This window comes from Flavobacterium sp. LC2016-12, assembly GCF_015351595.1.
In the GTDB taxonomy this organism is placed as follows: Bacteria; Bacteroidota; Bacteroidia; order Flavobacteriales; family Flavobacteriaceae; genus Flavobacterium.
This window is the reverse complement of record NZ_JADKPT010000009.1, coordinates 49617-67326: the sequence shown is the minus strand read 5'-3', so window position 1 is coordinate 67326 and position 17710 is coordinate 49617. Positions and strand designations below refer to the sequence as shown.

The window sequence follows — 17710 nt, the reverse complement described above, 5'->3', positions numbered from 1 at the left end:
TAAACTTTGTCAAAGTTTGAAACTTTGACAAAGATATTTTAAGATTTAGGAAGCAATTTCCATTCTTTTCAATAAATTTTTACTCAAAGTATGTCTTGCATAATCTTCATCGATTGTCAGCACTTTATCATCTGAACTTGGCAATTCATACATGGCGTCTGTCAAAATTGCTTCACATAATGAACGCAATCCACGGGCACCCAATTTGTATTCAAGAGCTTTATCAACGATAAAATCTAATGCTTCATCTGTAATCGTAAATTCAACATCATCCATTAAAAATAATTTTTGATATTGTTTTACCAAAGCATTTTTCGGCTGAGTCAAAATGGCACGCAAAGTTTCTTTATCTAAAGGATCCATGTGTGTCAAAACTGGCAAACGACCGATAATCTCAGGAATCAAACCAAAATCTTTGATATCTTTTGGAATAATATATTGCAACAAATTGTCTTTGTCGATGTTATCTACGTTTTTAGAAGTAGAATAACCAACTGCCTGACGGTTTAAACGTTTCGAAATAATACGTTCTACTCCATCAAAAGCTCCACCGGCAATAAACAAGATGTTTTGCGTATTTACCTCAACAAATTTTTGATCCGGATGTTTACGTCCTCCTTTTGGTGGCACGTTAACAACAGTTCCTTCTAATAATTTCAATAAAGCTTGTTGTACACCTTCACCAGAAACGTCACGAGTTATTGATGGATTATCGCTCTTACGGGCAATTTTATCAATTTCATCAATAAATACGATTCCTCTTTCTGCTTTGGTTACATCGTAATCAGCAGCTTGTAGTAAACGTGTCAAAATGCTTTCGACATCTTCTCCTACATAACCCGCTTCTGTTAATACAGTTGCATCAACAATAGCCAAAGGAACGTCTAACATTTTTGCGATAGTTTTGGCTACCAATGTTTTTCCGGTTCCGGTTTGACCTACCATAATGATGTTACTTTTTTCGATCTCTACTTCATCGTCTAATTGCTGTTGCATTAAACGTTTGTAGTGGTTGTAAACCGCAACTGACATTACTTTTTTTGTCTGATCCTGACCAATAACATACTGATCTAAGAAAGCTCTGATTTCTTTTGGTTTCTTTAAAATTAAGTCACCAACTAATTTTGCGCTTCCGCTTGATTTTAATTCTTCTAATACAATTCCATGTGCCTGTTCAATACACTTATCACAGATATGCGCATTAATACCAGCAATCAATAAATTAGTTTCTGGCTTTTTTCTTCCACAAAACGAACATTCTAATACTACTTTTGCCATTCTTTATTTAAGTTACTAAGCTGCAAAGATACTAAGTTTCTAAGCTTTTTAATTAAAACTTTAAAACTTAACTCCTTACAGCTTAATATTTTTATTTTTTATTTAAAATTTAAATCACAAAGAACACTTAGAATCTTAGCGTCTTAGCAATTTAGAAGCTTAAAAAATTATCCTCTTCTCAAAACTTCATCAATCATTCCGTATTCTTTCGCTTCGTCAGCTTTCATCCAGTAATCGCGCTCACTGTCTTTGTGCACTCTTTCGAAAGTTTGTCCTGAATGGTGTGAAATAATGTTGTATAATTCATCTTTCAGTTTCAACATTTCGCGTAAATTGATTTCCATATCAGTTGCAACACCTTGTGCTCCTCCTGATGGCTGGTGAATCATTACTCTTGAATGAGGCAAAGCCGAACGTTTTCCTGCTGCTCCTGCACATAATAATACAGCTCCCATTGAGGCTGCCATACCTGTACAAATTGTTGCTACGTCTGGTTTGATGTATTGCATTGTATCATAAATTCCTAATCCTGCGTAAACACTTCCTCCAGGAGAATTTAGATAAATTTGAATATCTTTTGATGCATCAGCACTTTCTAAAAATAATAACTGAGCCTGAACGATATTAGCGATTTGGTCGTCGATACCAGTTCCTAAAAAGATAATTCTGTCCATCATTAATCTTGAAAACACGTCTAATTGAGAAACATTCAGCTGACGCTCTTCGATAATGTATGGAGTCATGTTTGTTGGGTTCATCGCTGCTACGATTTTATCGTAATACATTGCGTTTACTCCTTGGTGCTTTGTAGCAAATTTTTTGAATTCTTTACCGTAGTTCATATTTTAAGTGTTCTAAGTTTTACGTAATATCTGTTTATACTTCCATCAAAGGTTATACCTCTTTATAAAGAATGTCAATTTGTCTTATTTTAAAATTGTTTTAGGTTTCAAGTTTCAAGTTTTTGAAGTTCGAAAACTTGAAACTTGAAACAAAATAAAACTTGAAACAAAAAAATAAGCGCCAAGAAAAATCTCTTGACGCTCAAATATAACTATTTTTTATCTTTCAATATCTGTAATAAAATCTTAAAATTTGAAATAAAACCAATTGGTTGTAGCCCTAACTTTTGACTTTATAACTTTTGACTTTTTGACTGAATTTATTCTCCGTAAGACGCAGCGATAAATTCTTCGTAAGTTACTTCTTTAGTTGTTGGATTTGCTTTTTCTTTAAACACTTCCAATAATTTTTCAGCAACTACTTGCTCAGATAATCTTTTTACCTCTTCCTGGTTAGATAAAACTCTTGCTACAATTCCCTGAACTTCTTCGTCAGTTGGATTTGTTTGACCAAATTGAGCCATTTGTTGTCTGATCGCGTTTGTTGTAAAAGCTTTCAAATCTTCAAATGTAATTTGAATGTTGCTTTGAGCCATTGCTTTTCCTTCGATTAATTGAAAACGTAAACCTTTTTCAGATCTTGCGTATTCAACTTCAGCTTCTTCTGCAGAAAGTTTTTTCTCTCCAACAGTTTGTAACCATTTTTTAAGGAATTCAGCTGGTAAATCAAATTTTGTATTTTCGATCAGGAAATCCTGAACGTCTAATAATAATTTTTGATCTGCTTGTTGCGCGAATTGAGCTTCAGCATCTTCTTTAATTTTAGATTTCAAATCTTCTAAAGAAGCTACTTTTCCTTCACCAAAAAGCTTATCAAATAACTCTTGGTTTAATTCAGCCAATTCAGCTCCGTTGATAGCCTCGATAGTAAAGTTTACTTCGATATCTAAACCGTGAACATCATCATGAGCTACTTTTAAGTAATCCATTAATTGGTGATCATCTTCGAATAAACCTTTTGTGCTTACTGTTACAACATCACCAACTTTTTTACCGATGAATTTATCACCCGCTTTTTTGTTGAATGTAGATACAGAAATTGTAGTTGTATTGTTGATACCTTTTTCTTCGTTAGAGAAAGTTCCAGTTAAATCAGAATCAGCTTCAACTTTATCTTGTGGAATTGCTTTTCCGAATTGTTTTTGGATACGTTCTACTTGTCCGTCGATTAATTTATCATCAGCAGTAACGATATATTTTACGATATTATTTTTTGCTTCTAAATCAATTTCGAAGTTAGGAACCAAACCAATTTCGTATTCGAAAGTTAGTTCTTCAGCATCCCAATCAAAATTTTCATTTACTTTAGCAAGAGGAGTTCCTAAAAGATTTAATCTTTCAGATTGCACGAAACGCTCTAAAGCCAAATCAACTACTTTTTGAACTTCTTCCTGCTTAATTGCTTTTCCGTATTGTTTTTCAACAAGGTCTTTAGGAACTTGTCCTTTTCTAAAACCTTTAACAGTAGCCAATGGCATTTTTTCGTTTATTCTTTTTGCTACTTGACCTTTATAATCCATGTGAACAACTGTCATTACAATCGTTTCATTCACAGCGTCTGTTGCTACTCTTTTAATATCCATCTTCTTCTTTAATTTACATAATAAAATTGGGTTGCAAAATTATAAAATTTTTGCAACCCAACCAAGTTTTTAATGTATTGTATTTGAAGCTGTTTTTGAGCTCCTTTTATTTCAATTTATTATCGTCTCCTAATATTTTATAAGTGATAGACTGAAGGATAGATAAGATGATACTAAAGAATAAAGCTGTCCAGAATGTATCAACTGCAAAACCTCCTACTATATTAGTACACAGCAGAATAATAATGGCGTTAATTACCAATAAAAACAATCCTAAAGTAACGAATGTAACTGGCAAAGTAAGGATTACCAAAATTGGTTTTATAAAAAGATTTAATAATCCCAGAACTACTGCAACGATTACAGCTGTAGCAAAACTGGCAACATGAACTCCTGGCAGAAAATTGGCAATTAGTAAAACCAACGCTGCGGTAACAAGAAGTCTGAGTATTAATTTCATAGTTTATGATTTAAAGTTTTAATAAAAGTACTAAAATTTTTATCAAAAAGATTATTCTTTTAAAAACTCCGTTGTCATCTCAAAAAACATTTTAGGATTTTCTGCATGAAGCCAATGTCCGGCATTTGGAATGGTTGCGAATTTTACATTTGGAAAATGCTGACGAATCGAATCAAAATCAGAATCTAAAATATAGCCTGAATCTCCTCCTCTAATAAATAAGGTAGGATTATTAAAAACTAAATCGTCTGCCAAAGCCTTCCCAATGGCATCCAGATTATTATTGAAAACTTCCAGATTGAATCTAAAAGACAATTGTCCCGGTTCTTTCCAATATAGATTCTTTAATAAAAATTGTCGTGTTCCAAAATCAGGAACATATTGAGCTACGATCGCTTCAACATCATTTCGGCTTGGTTTTACAGAAAAGTCAACGGCGTTTAATCCTGCCAAAATATCCTGATGGTGTTGTTTATAAAATCTCGGACCAATATCTGCCACAATCAATTTATCTACAATTTCAGGATGCGTTGTTGCAAAAAGCATCGCTACTTTTCCGCCCATTGAATGTCCTAAAATATCAATTCTCGTTAATTGATTTGTCTGACAATATTCGAAAACATCCTTAACCATTGCTTCATAACTCCATTCATCTGAATGAAAACTGCGACCATGATTTCTTAAATCTAAAATATGAACCTGAAATCCGGCTTCTACATATTGTCCGGCAAGTGTTTTCCAGTTATCAGACATTCCAAGAAAACCGTGCATGATGATAAATGGTTTTCCTTCGCCTTCTATTTTTGAGTATAACATTTGTATTTTGATTTTAAAAACAGAACACAAAGGTAGAAAACTTATCTATTAATCTCTAACAGAACGCTTTCTATAAAAATTACTTTTGACTTAATTTTATTAAAAAAAAGTTTACAGCTTTACGGTTTCCCGTAACACCATTTCGATATTAAAATGTACATTGCGCTCGAAAAATTAAGTCAGAAAAATCCTGATTACTCATTTAATTAAAACACAAACCATGATTAAAAAAATCCTATTATTATCATTAGTTGCATCTCAACTAACAATCTCATGTTCTAGTGAAGACAGCCCTGAAACTACCCCAACAACAGAGCAAACATTAGCAGAACAAATCGCGGAAATTGTAAAACAACCGTACTCTAAATTAACTCCGGCTCAACAGAAAACAAAATTGGAAGTTGAAGCTAATGAAATGTTGGTTCAATTAGACAAATCTAAATCTTCTAGTGCTATTGAAGCAATGGAAAACCTAAACAGATTATTAGATATTAATTCTGTTGATATTTTTAACGGACAAAATGATAACCAGGTTGAAGACATTATTAATGTTGCTGGTGTTTACGGAATTTACACTTGGAACAATGCAGATCAAAAATGGGAAAAAACTGCTTCAACTACAGAATTGAAATTTGTTTTTCCTGCTAAAGAATCTCAAACTGCAAACAACACAACATTTTCTACAAAAGGTGTTGCTTCTGATAAAAAAATTGAAATCGAAGACAGTTACGATTGGGAATCTGATGTAACAACAAACGATTTTATCTTTTTACCAACTTCTGCAGATGCGGTTTTGACAATAGAGAATACTCAGGTAGCAACGTTTGCACAAACTGCAAAATATTCCAGCAAAAATGATTCTCCTGATGAATTTGCATACAAAATGACATTAAACGATGGCTACACATGGGAGATGAGCGGTAAAAAAGGTACTGAAACTACTGCAAAAGCAACTCTTACTTATAACGGAAAAACTTTACTTGACTTTAATTCAGGCAGTACAGCAAACATTGATGGTTTAATTGATAATGATGAGCTTGTTCAATATAGAGGCAAAGCAAACGGATTGGTTAAATTAATGGACAATTTTGTTATTGTTGCGGATACTGACTTAGCAACTGCAGCCGCAGACGATGCTACATTAGAAAACACAGCTGTTCGTCCTACTTCTCCTGATTACACCAATGCTAACAGCGATTTCAAAGCATACAATATTGCTTTGAATGCATATAACAAAAAGTATTCTGAAGGTACTGTGGCTAATTTCAATAAAAACATGAAACTAATTTTAGTTTCTAAAAAAGATGGAACTAAAATAGCTGATCTTGTTCAGCATTCAGAAAAATCTAGTGATGAATACGCTTTTAACCTGCCTGTATGGAGCGCTGAAGATAGCTACTGGTATAATAATGGTGAAGGAGAATTGTTCACAAGAACTTATTATGATGAAGTAATCTATTTAAAATTCAGTGATAATACTGAAGTTGAAATGGGCGCTTATTTCTCAGAAGGATTTGACGCTCTTGAAGCTAAATTTGAAGATTTCTTAAAAGCTTTCGAAAAATAGCATTCTTAAAAAATAGATTTAAAGCCGATTTGAAACCATTCAAATCGGCTTTATTTTTTTGGTGGCGTTTTTACAATCAATGTGCTTTGACCATATCCAGCCCAAATTCCTATTCCTCCTTTTATATTTGATTTCAAACTTGTATTAGCAGGATAAATAGGATTTCTACTGTTTACAATTTCGTTTTGCCAGCTGTTCCAAAAATCTAGAGCATCTTTATTTTGCGTTCTTAGTTTCACATAAATTAAATCTCCATCAGCAAAATACGGTGTAAATTTTGTTTTCGGAAAAAGCAAAACACCTCTATTTATTTGAACTGATATCGAACTTGCTTCAAAGTTTTTATCATCTAAATTTCCATAAAAAGAAGGAACAAAAATAGGCTCCTCCCCATCAATTTTTGTGGCAATCTGATAATAATTCTTTTCATTTAAGGGGTCATCAAATTTTACAAAAACATAGCCAGTTGTATCTGTATCAAGCTTCTTAATATATTCGGCGCTTTGGAGCCGCACCGTTTTCGGAATTATTGTTGTCGCTTCAACAATACGATTAAGAAATTCTATTTTGAGCGAATACTCTTTTCCAGCTTCACCTTTTAATGTTGATCCATAATACACAAAAGGCGGCACTCTGTTTTTATCCGTTTTTACTCTTAAAACTTCTGAATTTACTCCGTCAGAAATCGTGATTTTTGCAGCTCTGATGGCATGATTTAAAACATTGGTTGAATCAATAACATCTGTAACCGGAATACTGCTTGATAATAAAACCTGTGCATAATCTCCTTCTTCAATCCATCCTTCGACCACAAGCTTAGATTCCAGACTTTTCTGCTCACTAACATTATCATTAGAACAACCTGTTATTATTATCGCGAAAATAAATAATAAATATTTTTTCATCTTTTAAAATTTAAATCTCCAACTTATTGAAGGCAAAATTCGGTATAAAACTTTCTCTTCCTGTTTTACAATTACACTATCTTTATTCTCACTTACCTGAACATTCAACACGACATAAATTGGATTTGCAATATTGAATGTATTATAAATTGAAAAGTTTAGCGCACTTTCCTTTTTATTGGTTTTCACGAAAAAATAATTTACAGAAAGATCGGTTCTAATATAATTCGGCATTTGCGCATTGTTATATCCTGAATATTCTTTGACCGGATTATTATTGATGAAATACCAGGAAGTTGGCATTGTAAATCGGTTTCCTGAACTAAAAATCTGAGTTATACCGAAATTCCATTTAGAATTAAGATCGTACATTCCGACAACTGAAAGATTATGACGGCGATCGTATTTGGCAAAATAAGTATTCCCATTATTGAGTTCATCAAAATTTCGATCAGACCAACTTAAGGTATAACTCAGCCAGCCTGTGAATTTCCCGTTGCTTTTTCGTAGCATCATTTCTAACCCGTATGCTTTTCCTTTTCCAACCAGCAAATCATTTTTTAAGGTTGTAGTTTCATTAAACTGAGTTACTCCGTAAGGATATTCGAGTAAATCTTTCATAGAACGATAAAATCCTCCAAAAGAAGAAGTCCAGTTTCTGGAAATATTCTGATTCGAACCAATAGAAAATTCATCTGAAGATTGCGGTTTTATTCCATCAGAACTGGCGATCCAAAAATCGGTCGGAATTCCAACACTCGAAGTTGTGATCAAACTCAAATACTGATATTGCTTATTATAAGATCCGTAAAAAGAATACTTTTCATTCGCCAAATAATTTAACAGAACCCGAGGCTGAAAATGCAAATAAGAATCATAAGAACCTGAAGTGTAATAATTAATTCTAAGTCCTAATTCAGCGATGATTTTATTAGATAACTTTGGTTTTATGGTAGTGAAAATTGACGCCTCATTAGCATTAATCAAACTATTTTGAGATGCATTATTAGTTGTTGTCAAATTTTCTACGTTTACCTTTTGAGGTTGTAAATCGTGGTAAACATATTGAAATCCTGATTCAAAAGGAATGTTTTTAATTGAATATTGAACCGCATTAGTAAAACCAAAATCTTTTACATAAGACGAAACTTCGAACTGAATTGTCGCCTGTTCCATATTCAAATCGTTTGAATATTGACTAAAATAAACTGAATTGGACATGCTTACTTTAGAAGAAAACATAGTAGTTAAAGTTGGTGAAACTGTGAAATTACTCCATTTTAAACTAGTCCTAAGTGCAAGATTATTATCTCTGATTTTCAACTCGTCACCGCTGGCAAAAGCATCTATAGAAAAGAGATTCTTTTTTGAAATTTGAGAAACGAAAGTAAAATTTCCATCTGAAAAACCATATTTCATATCCTGAACATCATTGTTTTTTGATCCAGATTTCAATAACGGCGCAACAATTTCGTCAATATACGTTTTCCTTCCAGAAATATAAATTCCCGTCTTTTCAGTTACTGGAATGGCAAAATTCAATTGTGAAGCCAAAATACCAACATTACCCTGAACAGCAAATTCAGAAGGTATTTTTTTGTTCGGAATCAAAAGTGTCGTCGAACTTAATCGTCCTCCATATTTTGCATTCGAACTAGATTTGTCGAACTCAACCTGCTGTATGTGATCCGTATTATAAAAAGGAAAAATACCTAGCAAATGTGACATTCCATAAACAGGAGTCCCACTGTACAAAATAGCATTATGCCCTGGATCGCCACCCCGAACATACAAATAACCATTTGCATCACCTGAATTTTGAACGCCGGGTGTCAATTGCAAAAGTTTGATAATATCTGTAGTCCCCAAAACAGTTGGAACTGACGACAACTCTTTTAAATTAAAAGACAACTTGCCGCCTGACAGCGTTGTTATACCACTTTTCTTAGTATTAGCCACAACAACTTCATTCAATATAGAAGTATCTTTTTCTAAAATTATTGAAAGTAAAGTATCTTTTTTCAGTTCAAAACTGATGTTTTTTTCTAAATAACCCAAGGCGTTTATCTGAACATGTATAGTTCCAAGATCTGCTCTTGAAGAAAAACGACCTAAGGAATCAGCTACACTATAAAAATTTTGATTTTTGGATTGAATTAAAATACTGGATCCAACCAGACTTTCTTTTTCAGAAGATTTTATCTCCCCCTGTATAGTGGCTTTAGACTGCGCAAATACATTGAAAAAAGAGAGAGAAAAAAGGAAAATTATAATTTTTGACACTAGACTTTTAATAAGAAAAGTGCGAAAATACACAATTATAACCCAATTATATCAGGTTATAATTGTTTAATTTTTAATATTATTTTAGTTTATTCAAATACATATTTACCACATTATCCAAACCAAGATAAATTGCCTCAGAAATTAAAGCGTGTCCAATAGAAACCTCCAATAATCCCGGGATATTTTGTTTAAAAAACTGAATATTATCTAAACTTAAATCGTGACCTGCATTTATGCCCAAATCTAATTTGTTTGCCAATTCTGCAGCTTTGACGTAAGGATCAATTCCATTTTTATTCCCTAAAGCATATTCATGAGCAAATGCTTCAGTATATAATTCAATTCTGTCAGTCCCTGTTTTTTTAGCACCTTCGATCATTTCCAAAATCGGGTCAACAAAAATCGAAGTTCTGATTCCATTGCGTTGAAATTCCTGAATAACTTCAGTTAAATAATCTTGATTTTTTATCGTGTCCCAACCTGCCGAAGAAGTAATTGCTCCAATTGCATCCGGAACCAATGTAACCTGAGTTGGCTTGCATTCTAAAACCAAATCGATAAAATTATGCTGCGGATTTCCTTCAATATTATACTCTGTATGAACAATTGCTTTTAAGTCACGTGCATCCTGATAACGTATATGACGCTCATCTGGACGTGGATGAATTGTAATTCCCTGGCCTCCGAAATTTTGAATATCAGCAGCTACTTTTAATAAATCAGGAACATTTCCGCCACGTGCGTTTCTTAAGGTTGCAATTTTATTGATATTTACACTTAACTTTGTCATATAAATAGATAATTAATTCTAGTAACACTATATTTGTTACGACAAAAATACAAAGTAAAACGTAGCAGTTTTTGCTATTTTTTGATTATTTTGCATCAAATATCTCCAACTGATTTATGACAGAAATTACTAACTATATCACAAACGATTTTCGAGCGATTGATAGTCAGGAAACGATAGCCTCGGTTCAGGACTTTTTTGCCGATGTTAATTTTTCGCATTTTCCGGTTTTGGAAAACAATATTTTCATTGGAAGCATTGCTTCTGATGATGTTGAAACTTTTGATACTGATAAAAAAGCGATTGACTACAAATATACTTTAGAACGTTTTTTTGCCAGAAAATCGATGTTGTGGCTTGATGTTTTAGAGGTTTTTGCTAAAAATCACACCAATACGGTTCCGGTTATTGATGAAAACAATACCTATATAGGTTATTATGAAATGGAAGACATCATGAAGTTTTTTCAGGAAACTCCATTTTTAAAGGAACAAGGCGGTATTATAATTGTTCAAAAAGGGCTTTTGGATTATTCCATGGGTCAGGTAACTCAAATCGTAGAAAGCAATAATGGTAAAATCTTGGGTTGTTTTATATCTGAAGCTGATTTAGAAAATGTTCAGATAACATTAAAAATTGGTATTGGACCAATGAATGAAATTATTCAGACTTTTAGACGATACAACTATGAAATCATTTCAGAACATCAGGAAGATGCTTATATTAACAGTTTAAAAGAACGTTCTGATTATTTAGACAAATATCTTAATATATAAAATTAGATAATTAGATAATGTGTCAATTAGATAATTCCTGAACGACTCAACCCATTATCTAATTATCTAATTGACACATTATCTAATTAAAAAAAATGAAAGTAGCCATATACGGACAGTATTACCAAAACAGTACAGAACCTATTATTAAAGATATTTTTCAGTTTTTCAAGTCCAATAATGTAGAAATGGTAATTGAAGAAACTTTCCTGAAAATGCTTTATGAAAAAGAGCTGATAAAAAAAGAATATAAAACTTTTTCATCTAGTACATCGTTAGATAGCAGTTTTGAAATGCTGATTAGTATTGGTGGTGACGGAACTATTTTGAGAGCAGCAACTTTAGTCCGCAACTCCGGTGTTCCAATTTTAGGAATCAATGCAGGAAGATTAGGTTTTTTAGCTACCGTCCAAAAAGAAAAAATCGACAGTTTTTTACAATTTGTAATAGACAAAAAATACACTACCACAGAAAGAACATTATTGAGTCTGACTTGTGAGCCTGAAAATGATGCAATTGCGGAAATGAATTTTGCCATGAATGAAGTAACTGTCAGCCGAAAAGACACTACTTCTATGATTACTGTTGAGACTTACCTGAATAATGAATATTTAAATTCATACTGGGCAGATGGATTAATAATCTCAACCCCGACAGGATCCACCGGATATTCATTAAGTTGTGGCGGTCCAATTTTAACTCCTAATGTAGCAAGTTTAGTAATTACGCCGATTGCACCACATAACTTAACCGCAAGGCCATTAGTAATTCCTGATGATACCGAAATCAAACTTCGTGTTTCCGGAAGAGAAGATCAATATTTAATTTCCCTGGACTCTAGAATTTCATCTGTAAAAAATGAATCTGTTTTAACTATCAAAAAAACAGATTACAAAATAAAAATGGTCGAAATTCCAGGTGAAACTTTCTTAAAAACCCTGAGAAACAAATTGCTTTGGGGAGAAGACAAAAGAAATTAAGCCTTTTTCTGATTCCCCACTATACGATAATACCACATTTTCCCGTTCTGCATGTAGTGAATCATCATTAAATGTCTCAAAATCATATCGTAAATTGAAAAAAAAGCACATTTAACTAAAGGAACGTTGATTCGTATCGATAATTATTATATTTGCACGCAATTTTGAATTAAATGAAGAAAATTTTTAATTTATTGTTATGTTTTTTCCCCTTTATCACACTAAATGCTCAAATCAATGAGATAGGTGTTTTTCTTGGTGGAAGCAACTTTGTAGGTGATGTAGGAAGTACAACTTATATTGCTCCCGAAAAATTAGCTTTTGGTGTTTTGTACAAATGGAATAAAAGCCCACGTCATGCGTATCGCTTCTCCTACACACAATCTACAATTGCAGGAAACGACAAAGATTCGGACGAAACAGGAAGAAGTAATAGAGGTTACAGCTTTGAAAATACTGTAAAAGAACTTTCTGCCGGATTAGAATTCAATTTCTTCGATTTTAATCTTCATGATTATCATACAAAAGTTACTCCTTATATATATTCAGGATTAAGTTACTTTTTATTTGATGAATTGCACATTGAAGGAGGACAAACGAGAAAAGATAAAAATTCAAGTTCAATTGCTATCCCAATGACCTTAGGTATAAAATCTAACATCACACCACACTTTGTTATCGGAGCCGAAGTTGGTGCACGCTATACCTTTACTGATAATTTGGACGGAAGTAATCCGACCAATGATAATTTAAAAGCATTTCGTTTCGGAAATTTAAATAATAATGACTGGTATGTCTTTTCAGGTATCACTTTAACCTATACCTTTGGACAAAAACCTTGCTATTGCGCAGAATAATACAATGAACCTAATAGACTCTATAGACAAAACAAACTTACCTAAACACCTGGCCATTATTATGGACGGAAATGGACGTTGGGCCAAACAACAAGGCTTTTTACGTGCTTTCGGTCATGAAAACGGAACCAAATCGGTAAAAAAAACAATTACTACTTGTGCTAAACTTGGTATTGAGTATTTAACCCTTTATGCTTTTTCAACAGAAAACTGGAATCGTCCGAAACTGGAAGTTGAAGCTTTAATGAAAATATTAATCAATTCATTAAAAAAAGAACTTGTTACGCTGCAGGAAAACAACATCAGACTTAACGCTATTGGAAATCTTGAAAAGTTACCAAAGTCAGCTCAAAAAGAACTTTTAGACGTTATTGATAAGACCAAAAATAATACGCGCCTCACTCTAACTCTGGCCTTAAGCTACGGATCACGGGAAGAATTGGTAAATGCAGTGAGAATCATCAGTGATAAAGTTAAAAATAATATAATTTCATTAGACACTATTGACGATTCAATTATAAATGAGCATCTTTACACGCAAAATTTACCTGACGTAGATTTATTAATACGAACAAGTGGAGAACATAGAATAAGTAATTTTTTGCTATGGCAGATAGCCTATGCAGAATTATATTTTACTAATGTCTTGTGGCCAGACTTTAAAGATCAAGATTTATATGAGGCTATTATTAGTTATCAAAAAAGAGAACGTAGATTTGGAAAAACCAGTGAACAAATTAAATAATTTTTTAGTGTTACAAAAAAGAATACAAATAGTCCTTACCCTAATTCTTATGGGTAGTTTTTCACAAATAAAAGCACAAGAAAGAGTTCCTTTTGATCAAGGAAAAAAATATATTCTTGCTAAAGTTTCTGTTGTTGGTAAAATAAGCTTCAATGAACAAACTGTTGTTACTTTCTCTGGTCTTCAAAAAGGGCAGGAAATAACTGTACCTGGTGAAGAAATCAGTGGTGCTATTAAAAAATTAGGTAAACTTGGCCTATTTGATGAAATTTCCTTTTATGTAAATAAAATTGAAAATGATAGTATTTATTTAGATTTAGATATCGTTGAACTTCCTAAACTAAATGAAGTTAAAATTGTTGGTGTTAAAAAGAGTAAGGTAGAGGGTTTAATTAAGGATAACAATCTGACAAAGAACAAAATTGTCAACGAAAATTTAATTACAACTACCAAAAATTACATCGAAAACAAATACAAAAAAGAAGGTTTTTATAACACTAAAGTTACTATAACAAATACTCCAGATACTACTGCCGGAAATCAGGTAAATATGCTTGTTCGGATAGATAAGGGTGATAAGGTAAAAATAAGCAGTATAGATTTCATAGGAAATAAACAACTTACTGACTCTCAATTAAGAGGAGCGATGAAGGACACAAAACAAAAAAATGTTTTCCGTGTATTAAAAGCTTCGAAATTTATTCCTGAAAAATATAAAACCGATTTAGAAAAGGTAATTGCTGCCTATAAAGAAAAAGGATATCGTGATGCTCGTATTATCTATGACTCTGTTACTTACAACAAAGAGAAAAATATGCTGGCAATCAAAATTAATATGGAAGAAGGAAACAAATACTACTTCGGAAATATTAAATTTTTAGGAAACACCGTTTATTCTGACCGTACTTTAAACAGTTATTTAGGAATTAAAAAAGGAGAAGTTTATAACGGAGTATTGTTAGAAAAAAGAATTGCAGATAACACAAAACCAGACGCAGAGGATATAACAAATTTATATCAAAATAACGGTTATTTATTCTCAAAAATTAACTCTGTAGAGGTAAGAACTGTTAACGATACAATTGATTTTGAAATCAGAGTTACTGAAGGACCAATTGCATATTTCAATAAAATATATGTAACTGGAAACGACAAAACTAATGACCATGTTATTTACCGAGAATTAAGAACCAAACCAGGTGAAAAATACAGTAAAGAACAATTAGTAAGAACAATTCGTGAAATTGGTCAATTAGGATTCTTTGATCCTGAAGCAATTAAACCTGAATTTAGAAATGTTGATGCAGGAGCAGGAACAGTAGATATCGAATATCAAGTAGTTGAAAAAGGATCCAGTCAGGTTGAACTTCAGGGAGGTTACGGTGGAGGTGGCTTCATCGGAACGTTAGGACTTTCTTTCAATAACTTTTCTGCACGAAATATGTTCAAAAAAGAAGCGTACAAACCACTACCTATGGGAGACGGACAAAAAGTAGCGCTTCGTTTACAAGGAAGTACGTATTTCCAGACCTATAGTTTATCATTTTCTGAGCCATGGTTTGGAGGTAAAAAACCAGTACAATTTAGTTCATCTATATCTTATAGTACACAATACTTAAATAATTATATTACAAGAGATGTAGACAAAAGCAAAAGTTTTAATATTTTTACTGTACAAGTTGGTTTAGCAAAAAGATTAACTGTGCCGGATGATTATTTTGTTTTATCACAATCGGTAAGTTACCAACATTATGATCTGAACAATTATAACACAGGTTTATTTACCTTTGGTAACGGAGCGTCAAGAAACTTAGCTTATACTATTGGACTTTCAAGAAGTAATAAAGGGGTAAATCCAATTTTCCCAATGTATGGTTCTGAGTTTAGTATTTCCGCAAAAGTAACCCCTCCATATTCATTATTTAATGGGATTGACTATGCTGATTTACCAAATCAAAAAGAATACAAAACACAATATACAGGAACACCAACATCAGGAATAGATGGACAACCATTGAACACAGGTGATTATGTAAAGACAGAAACTATAAACGGGACATCAGGATATGTAAGTGTTGGATCTGATTTTGCAAGTGCTGATACAGATCAGGGGAAAGTTGACCAAAAAAGATACAACTGGCTAGAATATTATAAAGTAAAATTCAAAGCTGACTGGTATACTAAAGTTTATGGTAAATTGGTATTAAGAACCTTAACAGAATTTGGTTTCTTAGGAGCTTACGATCAGGCAAGAGGAGTTGTGCCTTTTGAACGTTTTTATTTAGGTGGAGATGGAATGGCAAATTACTCAATGGATGGTAGAGAAACAATCCAGTTGAGAGGTTATCCTAACAACTCGTTAACTCCGGTAAATGCCGCAGGTGAACAAATTGGAGCAACAATTTATAACAAATTCTCAATGGAATTGCGTTATCCGATTACATTAAAAGCGTCTGCATCTATTTATGCCTTAACGTTCTTAGAAGCAGGTTCATCATATCCAACGTTTAAAGATTATAATCCGTTTGACTTAAGTCGTTCGGCAGGTTTTGGTTTACGTGTATTTATGCCGGCGTTTGGATTACTAGGAATTGATTTAGGATATGGCTTTGATGCTCTTCCTGGATCTGTTACAAATAAAGCAAATGGCTGGGAAACGCACTTTATCATTGGTCAACAGTTTTAGTCCAATTTTTAGTACATTTGGCTAAAAATTCGAAAATAAAGTAATGTTATGAGAAAACAATTTTTATTTATATTTTTAGCCCTGATTGTAGCAAATGCAAGTCAGGCTCAGACAAGAACAACTCGAATTGGCTATATCGACATGGAATACATTTTGGAAAATGTTTCTGATTACAAAGAGGCCACAGCTCAATTAGAATTAAAGGCTCAAAAATGGAAACAGGAAATTGAAGCCAAAAAATTAGATATAAATACGCTTAAGGAAAGTCTTAAAGCTGAAAAAGCCTTATTGACCAAAGAGCTTATAGATGAAAGAGAAACAGAAATTAAATTTCTTGAAGATGAAATGCTGGATTATCAGCAAAAGCAATTTGGGTCAAATGGAAATTTAATTCATCAAAAAGCAGCATTGGCTAAACCGATACAAGATCAGGTTTTTACGGCCGTTCAGGATATTGCTGAAGCTAAGAACTATGATTTCATTTTTGACAAATCATCAGATTTAACAATGCTTTTCAGCAATAAGAAATTTGATATCAGCGATCAGGTAATTCGTGTTTTAAATCGAACTGACAAACGCGAGCAATTGACTAAAAAGCAATTGAAAGATCAGGAGGCTAAAGAAAGTAAAGAAAATGCAATTGACGAAAATCCGGCAATGGCAGACAGACAGAAAGCACTTGATGAGAAAAAGGCAGCCAGAGAAAAACTAATTGAAGACAGAAGATTAGAACAGGAAGCAAAGAAAAAAGAATACGACGATAGAAGAAAAGCAATATTAGCAGAAAGAGAAGCGAAAAAAAATGGCACGGTTTCTGAACCTGCAAAAACAACCGAAGCCTCAAAAACAATTGAAACAGGTAAGACAGACGAAACTGCTAAACCTGCTACAACAGGTGAAACACCGACTGCTGATCCAGCGGTAAATAAGGCCGAAGAAAGACAAAAACTTTACGAGCAACGTAAAAAAGAATTAGAAGAGAGAAGAAAGAAAATACTAGAAGAAAGAGAAGCGGCTAAGAAAGCAAAAGAAGCCGAAACACAAAAATCAAATACGACCAATAATTAATTAATATTTTT

General features: G+C 32.9%; 15 protein-coding genes. 7 read left to right on the top strand and 8 right to left on the bottom strand.

The features are described from left to right. Nucleotides 1-45: 45 nt before the first annotated feature. From clpX to IRZ99_RS14720, 5 genes are all read right to left on the bottom strand, one after another. A complete protein-coding gene (gene clpX, locus IRZ99_RS14740; RefSeq protein WP_194657998.1) occupies nucleotides 46-1278 on the bottom strand; it encodes an ATP-dependent Clp protease ATP-binding subunit ClpX in 1233 nt (410 codons plus the stop codon). Nucleotides 1279-1445: 167 nt separating this feature from the next. Then, complete coding sequence (gene clpP / locus IRZ99_RS14735) at nucleotides 1446-2120, bottom strand: ATP-dependent Clp endopeptidase proteolytic subunit ClpP (RefSeq protein WP_194657997.1); 675 nt, start codon at nucleotides 2118-2120, stop codon at nucleotides 1446-1448. Nucleotides 2121-2440: 320 nt separating this feature from the next. Further along, the gene (locus IRZ99_RS14730) at nucleotides 2441-3763 is read right to left on the bottom strand and encodes a trigger factor (RefSeq protein WP_194657996.1); all 1323 of its coding nucleotides are present in this window, start codon (nucleotides 3761-3763) and stop codon (nucleotides 2441-2443) included. A 106-nt stretch (nucleotides 3764-3869) separates the two neighbouring features. Then, on the bottom strand, nucleotides 3870-4223 hold the full coding sequence (locus IRZ99_RS14725; RefSeq protein WP_194657995.1) for a phage holin family protein: 354 nt from the start codon (nucleotides 4221-4223) through the stop codon (nucleotides 3870-3872). Between the two features lie 51 nt (nucleotides 4224-4274). Continuing rightward, nucleotides 4275-5039: an alpha/beta fold hydrolase gene (locus IRZ99_RS14720; protein WP_194657994.1), complete on the bottom strand. Its 765-nt coding sequence runs from the start codon at nucleotides 5037-5039 to the stop codon at nucleotides 4275-4277. A gap of 220 nt (nucleotides 5040-5259) precedes the next feature. Between IRZ99_RS14720 and IRZ99_RS14715 the strand changes: the two genes are divergently transcribed. Next, nucleotides 5260-6606: a hypothetical protein gene (locus tag IRZ99_RS14715; RefSeq protein ID WP_194657993.1), complete on the top strand. Its 1347-nt coding sequence runs from the start codon at nucleotides 5260-5262 to the stop codon at nucleotides 6604-6606. A gap of 50 nt (nucleotides 6607-6656) precedes the next feature. Here IRZ99_RS14715 and IRZ99_RS14710 read toward each other — a convergent pair whose 3' ends face one another. The 3 genes from IRZ99_RS14710 to IRZ99_RS14700 form a co-directional block, all read right to left on the bottom strand. Further along, complete coding sequence (locus IRZ99_RS14710) at nucleotides 6657-7511, bottom strand: DUF4249 domain-containing protein (RefSeq protein ID WP_194657992.1); 855 nt, start codon at nucleotides 7509-7511, stop codon at nucleotides 6657-6659. A 3-nt stretch (nucleotides 7512-7514) separates the two neighbouring features. Further along, nucleotides 7515-9794, bottom strand: coding sequence for a TonB-dependent receptor plug domain-containing protein (locus IRZ99_RS14705; RefSeq protein ID WP_194657991.1), 2280 nt, complete (start codon nucleotides 9792-9794; stop codon nucleotides 7515-7517). 79 nt (nucleotides 9795-9873) lie between these two features. Then, nucleotides 9874-10587: a pyridoxine 5'-phosphate synthase gene (locus IRZ99_RS14700; RefSeq protein WP_194657990.1), complete on the bottom strand. Its 714-nt coding sequence runs from the start codon at nucleotides 10585-10587 to the stop codon at nucleotides 9874-9876. A 116-nt stretch (nucleotides 10588-10703) separates the two neighbouring features. Here IRZ99_RS14700 and IRZ99_RS14695 point away from each other — a divergent pair, with 116 nt between their 5' ends. The 6 genes from IRZ99_RS14695 to IRZ99_RS14670 all read left to right on the top strand — a co-directional run bounded on the left by IRZ99_RS14695 (nucleotide 10704) and on the right by IRZ99_RS14670 (nucleotide 17699). Then, the gene (locus IRZ99_RS14695) at nucleotides 10704-11363 is read left to right on the top strand and encodes a CBS domain-containing protein (RefSeq protein WP_194657989.1); all 660 of its coding nucleotides are present in this window, start codon (nucleotides 10704-10706) and stop codon (nucleotides 11361-11363) included. A 95-nt stretch (nucleotides 11364-11458) separates the two neighbouring features. Beyond that, a complete protein-coding gene (locus IRZ99_RS14690) occupies nucleotides 11459-12343 on the top strand; it encodes an NAD kinase (protein ID WP_194657988.1) in 885 nt (294 codons plus the stop codon). Between the two features lie 173 nt (nucleotides 12344-12516). Next, nucleotides 12517-13200: a DUF6089 family protein gene (locus IRZ99_RS14685; protein WP_194657987.1), complete on the top strand. Its 684-nt coding sequence runs from the start codon at nucleotides 12517-12519 to the stop codon at nucleotides 13198-13200. Nucleotides 13201-13204: 4 nt separating this feature from the next. Then, nucleotides 13205-13945 (top strand): isoprenyl transferase, encoded by a 741-nt coding sequence (locus IRZ99_RS14680; RefSeq protein ID WP_194657986.1) that lies wholly within the window; start codon nucleotides 13205-13207, stop codon nucleotides 13943-13945. Further along, nucleotides 13878-16631: an outer membrane protein assembly factor gene (locus IRZ99_RS14675; RefSeq protein ID WP_194657985.1), complete on the top strand. Its 2754-nt coding sequence runs from the start codon at nucleotides 13878-13880 to the stop codon at nucleotides 16629-16631. Before IRZ99_RS14680 ends, IRZ99_RS14675 begins: the two co-directional genes overlap by 68 nt. 48 nt (nucleotides 16632-16679) lie before the next feature. After that, nucleotides 16680-17699, top strand: coding sequence for an OmpH family outer membrane protein (locus IRZ99_RS14670; protein WP_194657984.1), 1020 nt, complete (start codon nucleotides 16680-16682; stop codon nucleotides 17697-17699). Nucleotides 17700-17710: the final 11 nt, after the last annotated feature.

What these genes read in the sequence shown, in the direction of transcription:
- clpX (WP_194657998.1), bottom strand. Translation starts at nt 1,278, where the DNA reads ATGGCAAAAGTAGTATTAGAATGTTCGTTTTGTGGAAGAAAAAAGCCA.
- clpP (WP_194657997.1), bottom strand. Translation starts at nt 2,120, where the DNA reads ATGAACTACGGTAAAGAATTCAAAAAATTTGCTACAAAGCACCAAGGA.
- IRZ99_RS14730 (WP_194657996.1), bottom strand. Translation starts at nt 3,763, where the DNA reads ATGGATATTAAAAGAGTAGCAACAGACGCTGTGAATGAAACGATTGTA.
- IRZ99_RS14725 (WP_194657995.1), bottom strand. Translation starts at nt 4,223, where the DNA reads ATGAAATTAATACTCAGACTTCTTGTTACCGCAGCGTTGGTTTTACTA.
- IRZ99_RS14720 (WP_194657994.1), bottom strand. Translation starts at nt 5,039, where the DNA reads ATGTTATACTCAAAAATAGAAGGCGAAGGAAAACCATTTATCATCATG.
- IRZ99_RS14715 (WP_194657993.1), top strand. Translation starts at nt 5,260, where the DNA reads ATGATTAAAAAAATCCTATTATTATCATTAGTTGCATCTCAACTAACA.
- IRZ99_RS14710 (WP_194657992.1), bottom strand. Translation starts at nt 7,511, where the DNA reads ATGAAAAAATATTTATTATTTATTTTCGCGATAATAATAACAGGTTGT.
- IRZ99_RS14700 (WP_194657990.1), bottom strand. Translation starts at nt 10,587, where the DNA reads ATGACAAAGTTAAGTGTAAATATCAATAAAATTGCAACCTTAAGAAAC.
- IRZ99_RS14695 (WP_194657989.1), top strand. Translation starts at nt 10,704, where the DNA reads ATGACAGAAATTACTAACTATATCACAAACGATTTTCGAGCGATTGAT.
- IRZ99_RS14690 (WP_194657988.1), top strand. Translation starts at nt 11,459, where the DNA reads ATGAAAGTAGCCATATACGGACAGTATTACCAAAACAGTACAGAACCT.
- IRZ99_RS14685 (WP_194657987.1), top strand. Translation starts at nt 12,517, where the DNA reads ATGAAGAAAATTTTTAATTTATTGTTATGTTTTTTCCCCTTTATCACA.
- IRZ99_RS14680 (WP_194657986.1), top strand. Translation starts at nt 13,205, where the DNA reads ATGAACCTAATAGACTCTATAGACAAAACAAACTTACCTAAACACCTG.
- IRZ99_RS14675 (WP_194657985.1), top strand. Translation starts at nt 13,878, where the DNA reads ATGAGGCTATTATTAGTTATCAAAAAAGAGAACGTAGATTTGGAAAAA.
- IRZ99_RS14670 (WP_194657984.1), top strand. Translation starts at nt 16,680, where the DNA reads ATGAGAAAACAATTTTTATTTATATTTTTAGCCCTGATTGTAGCAAAT.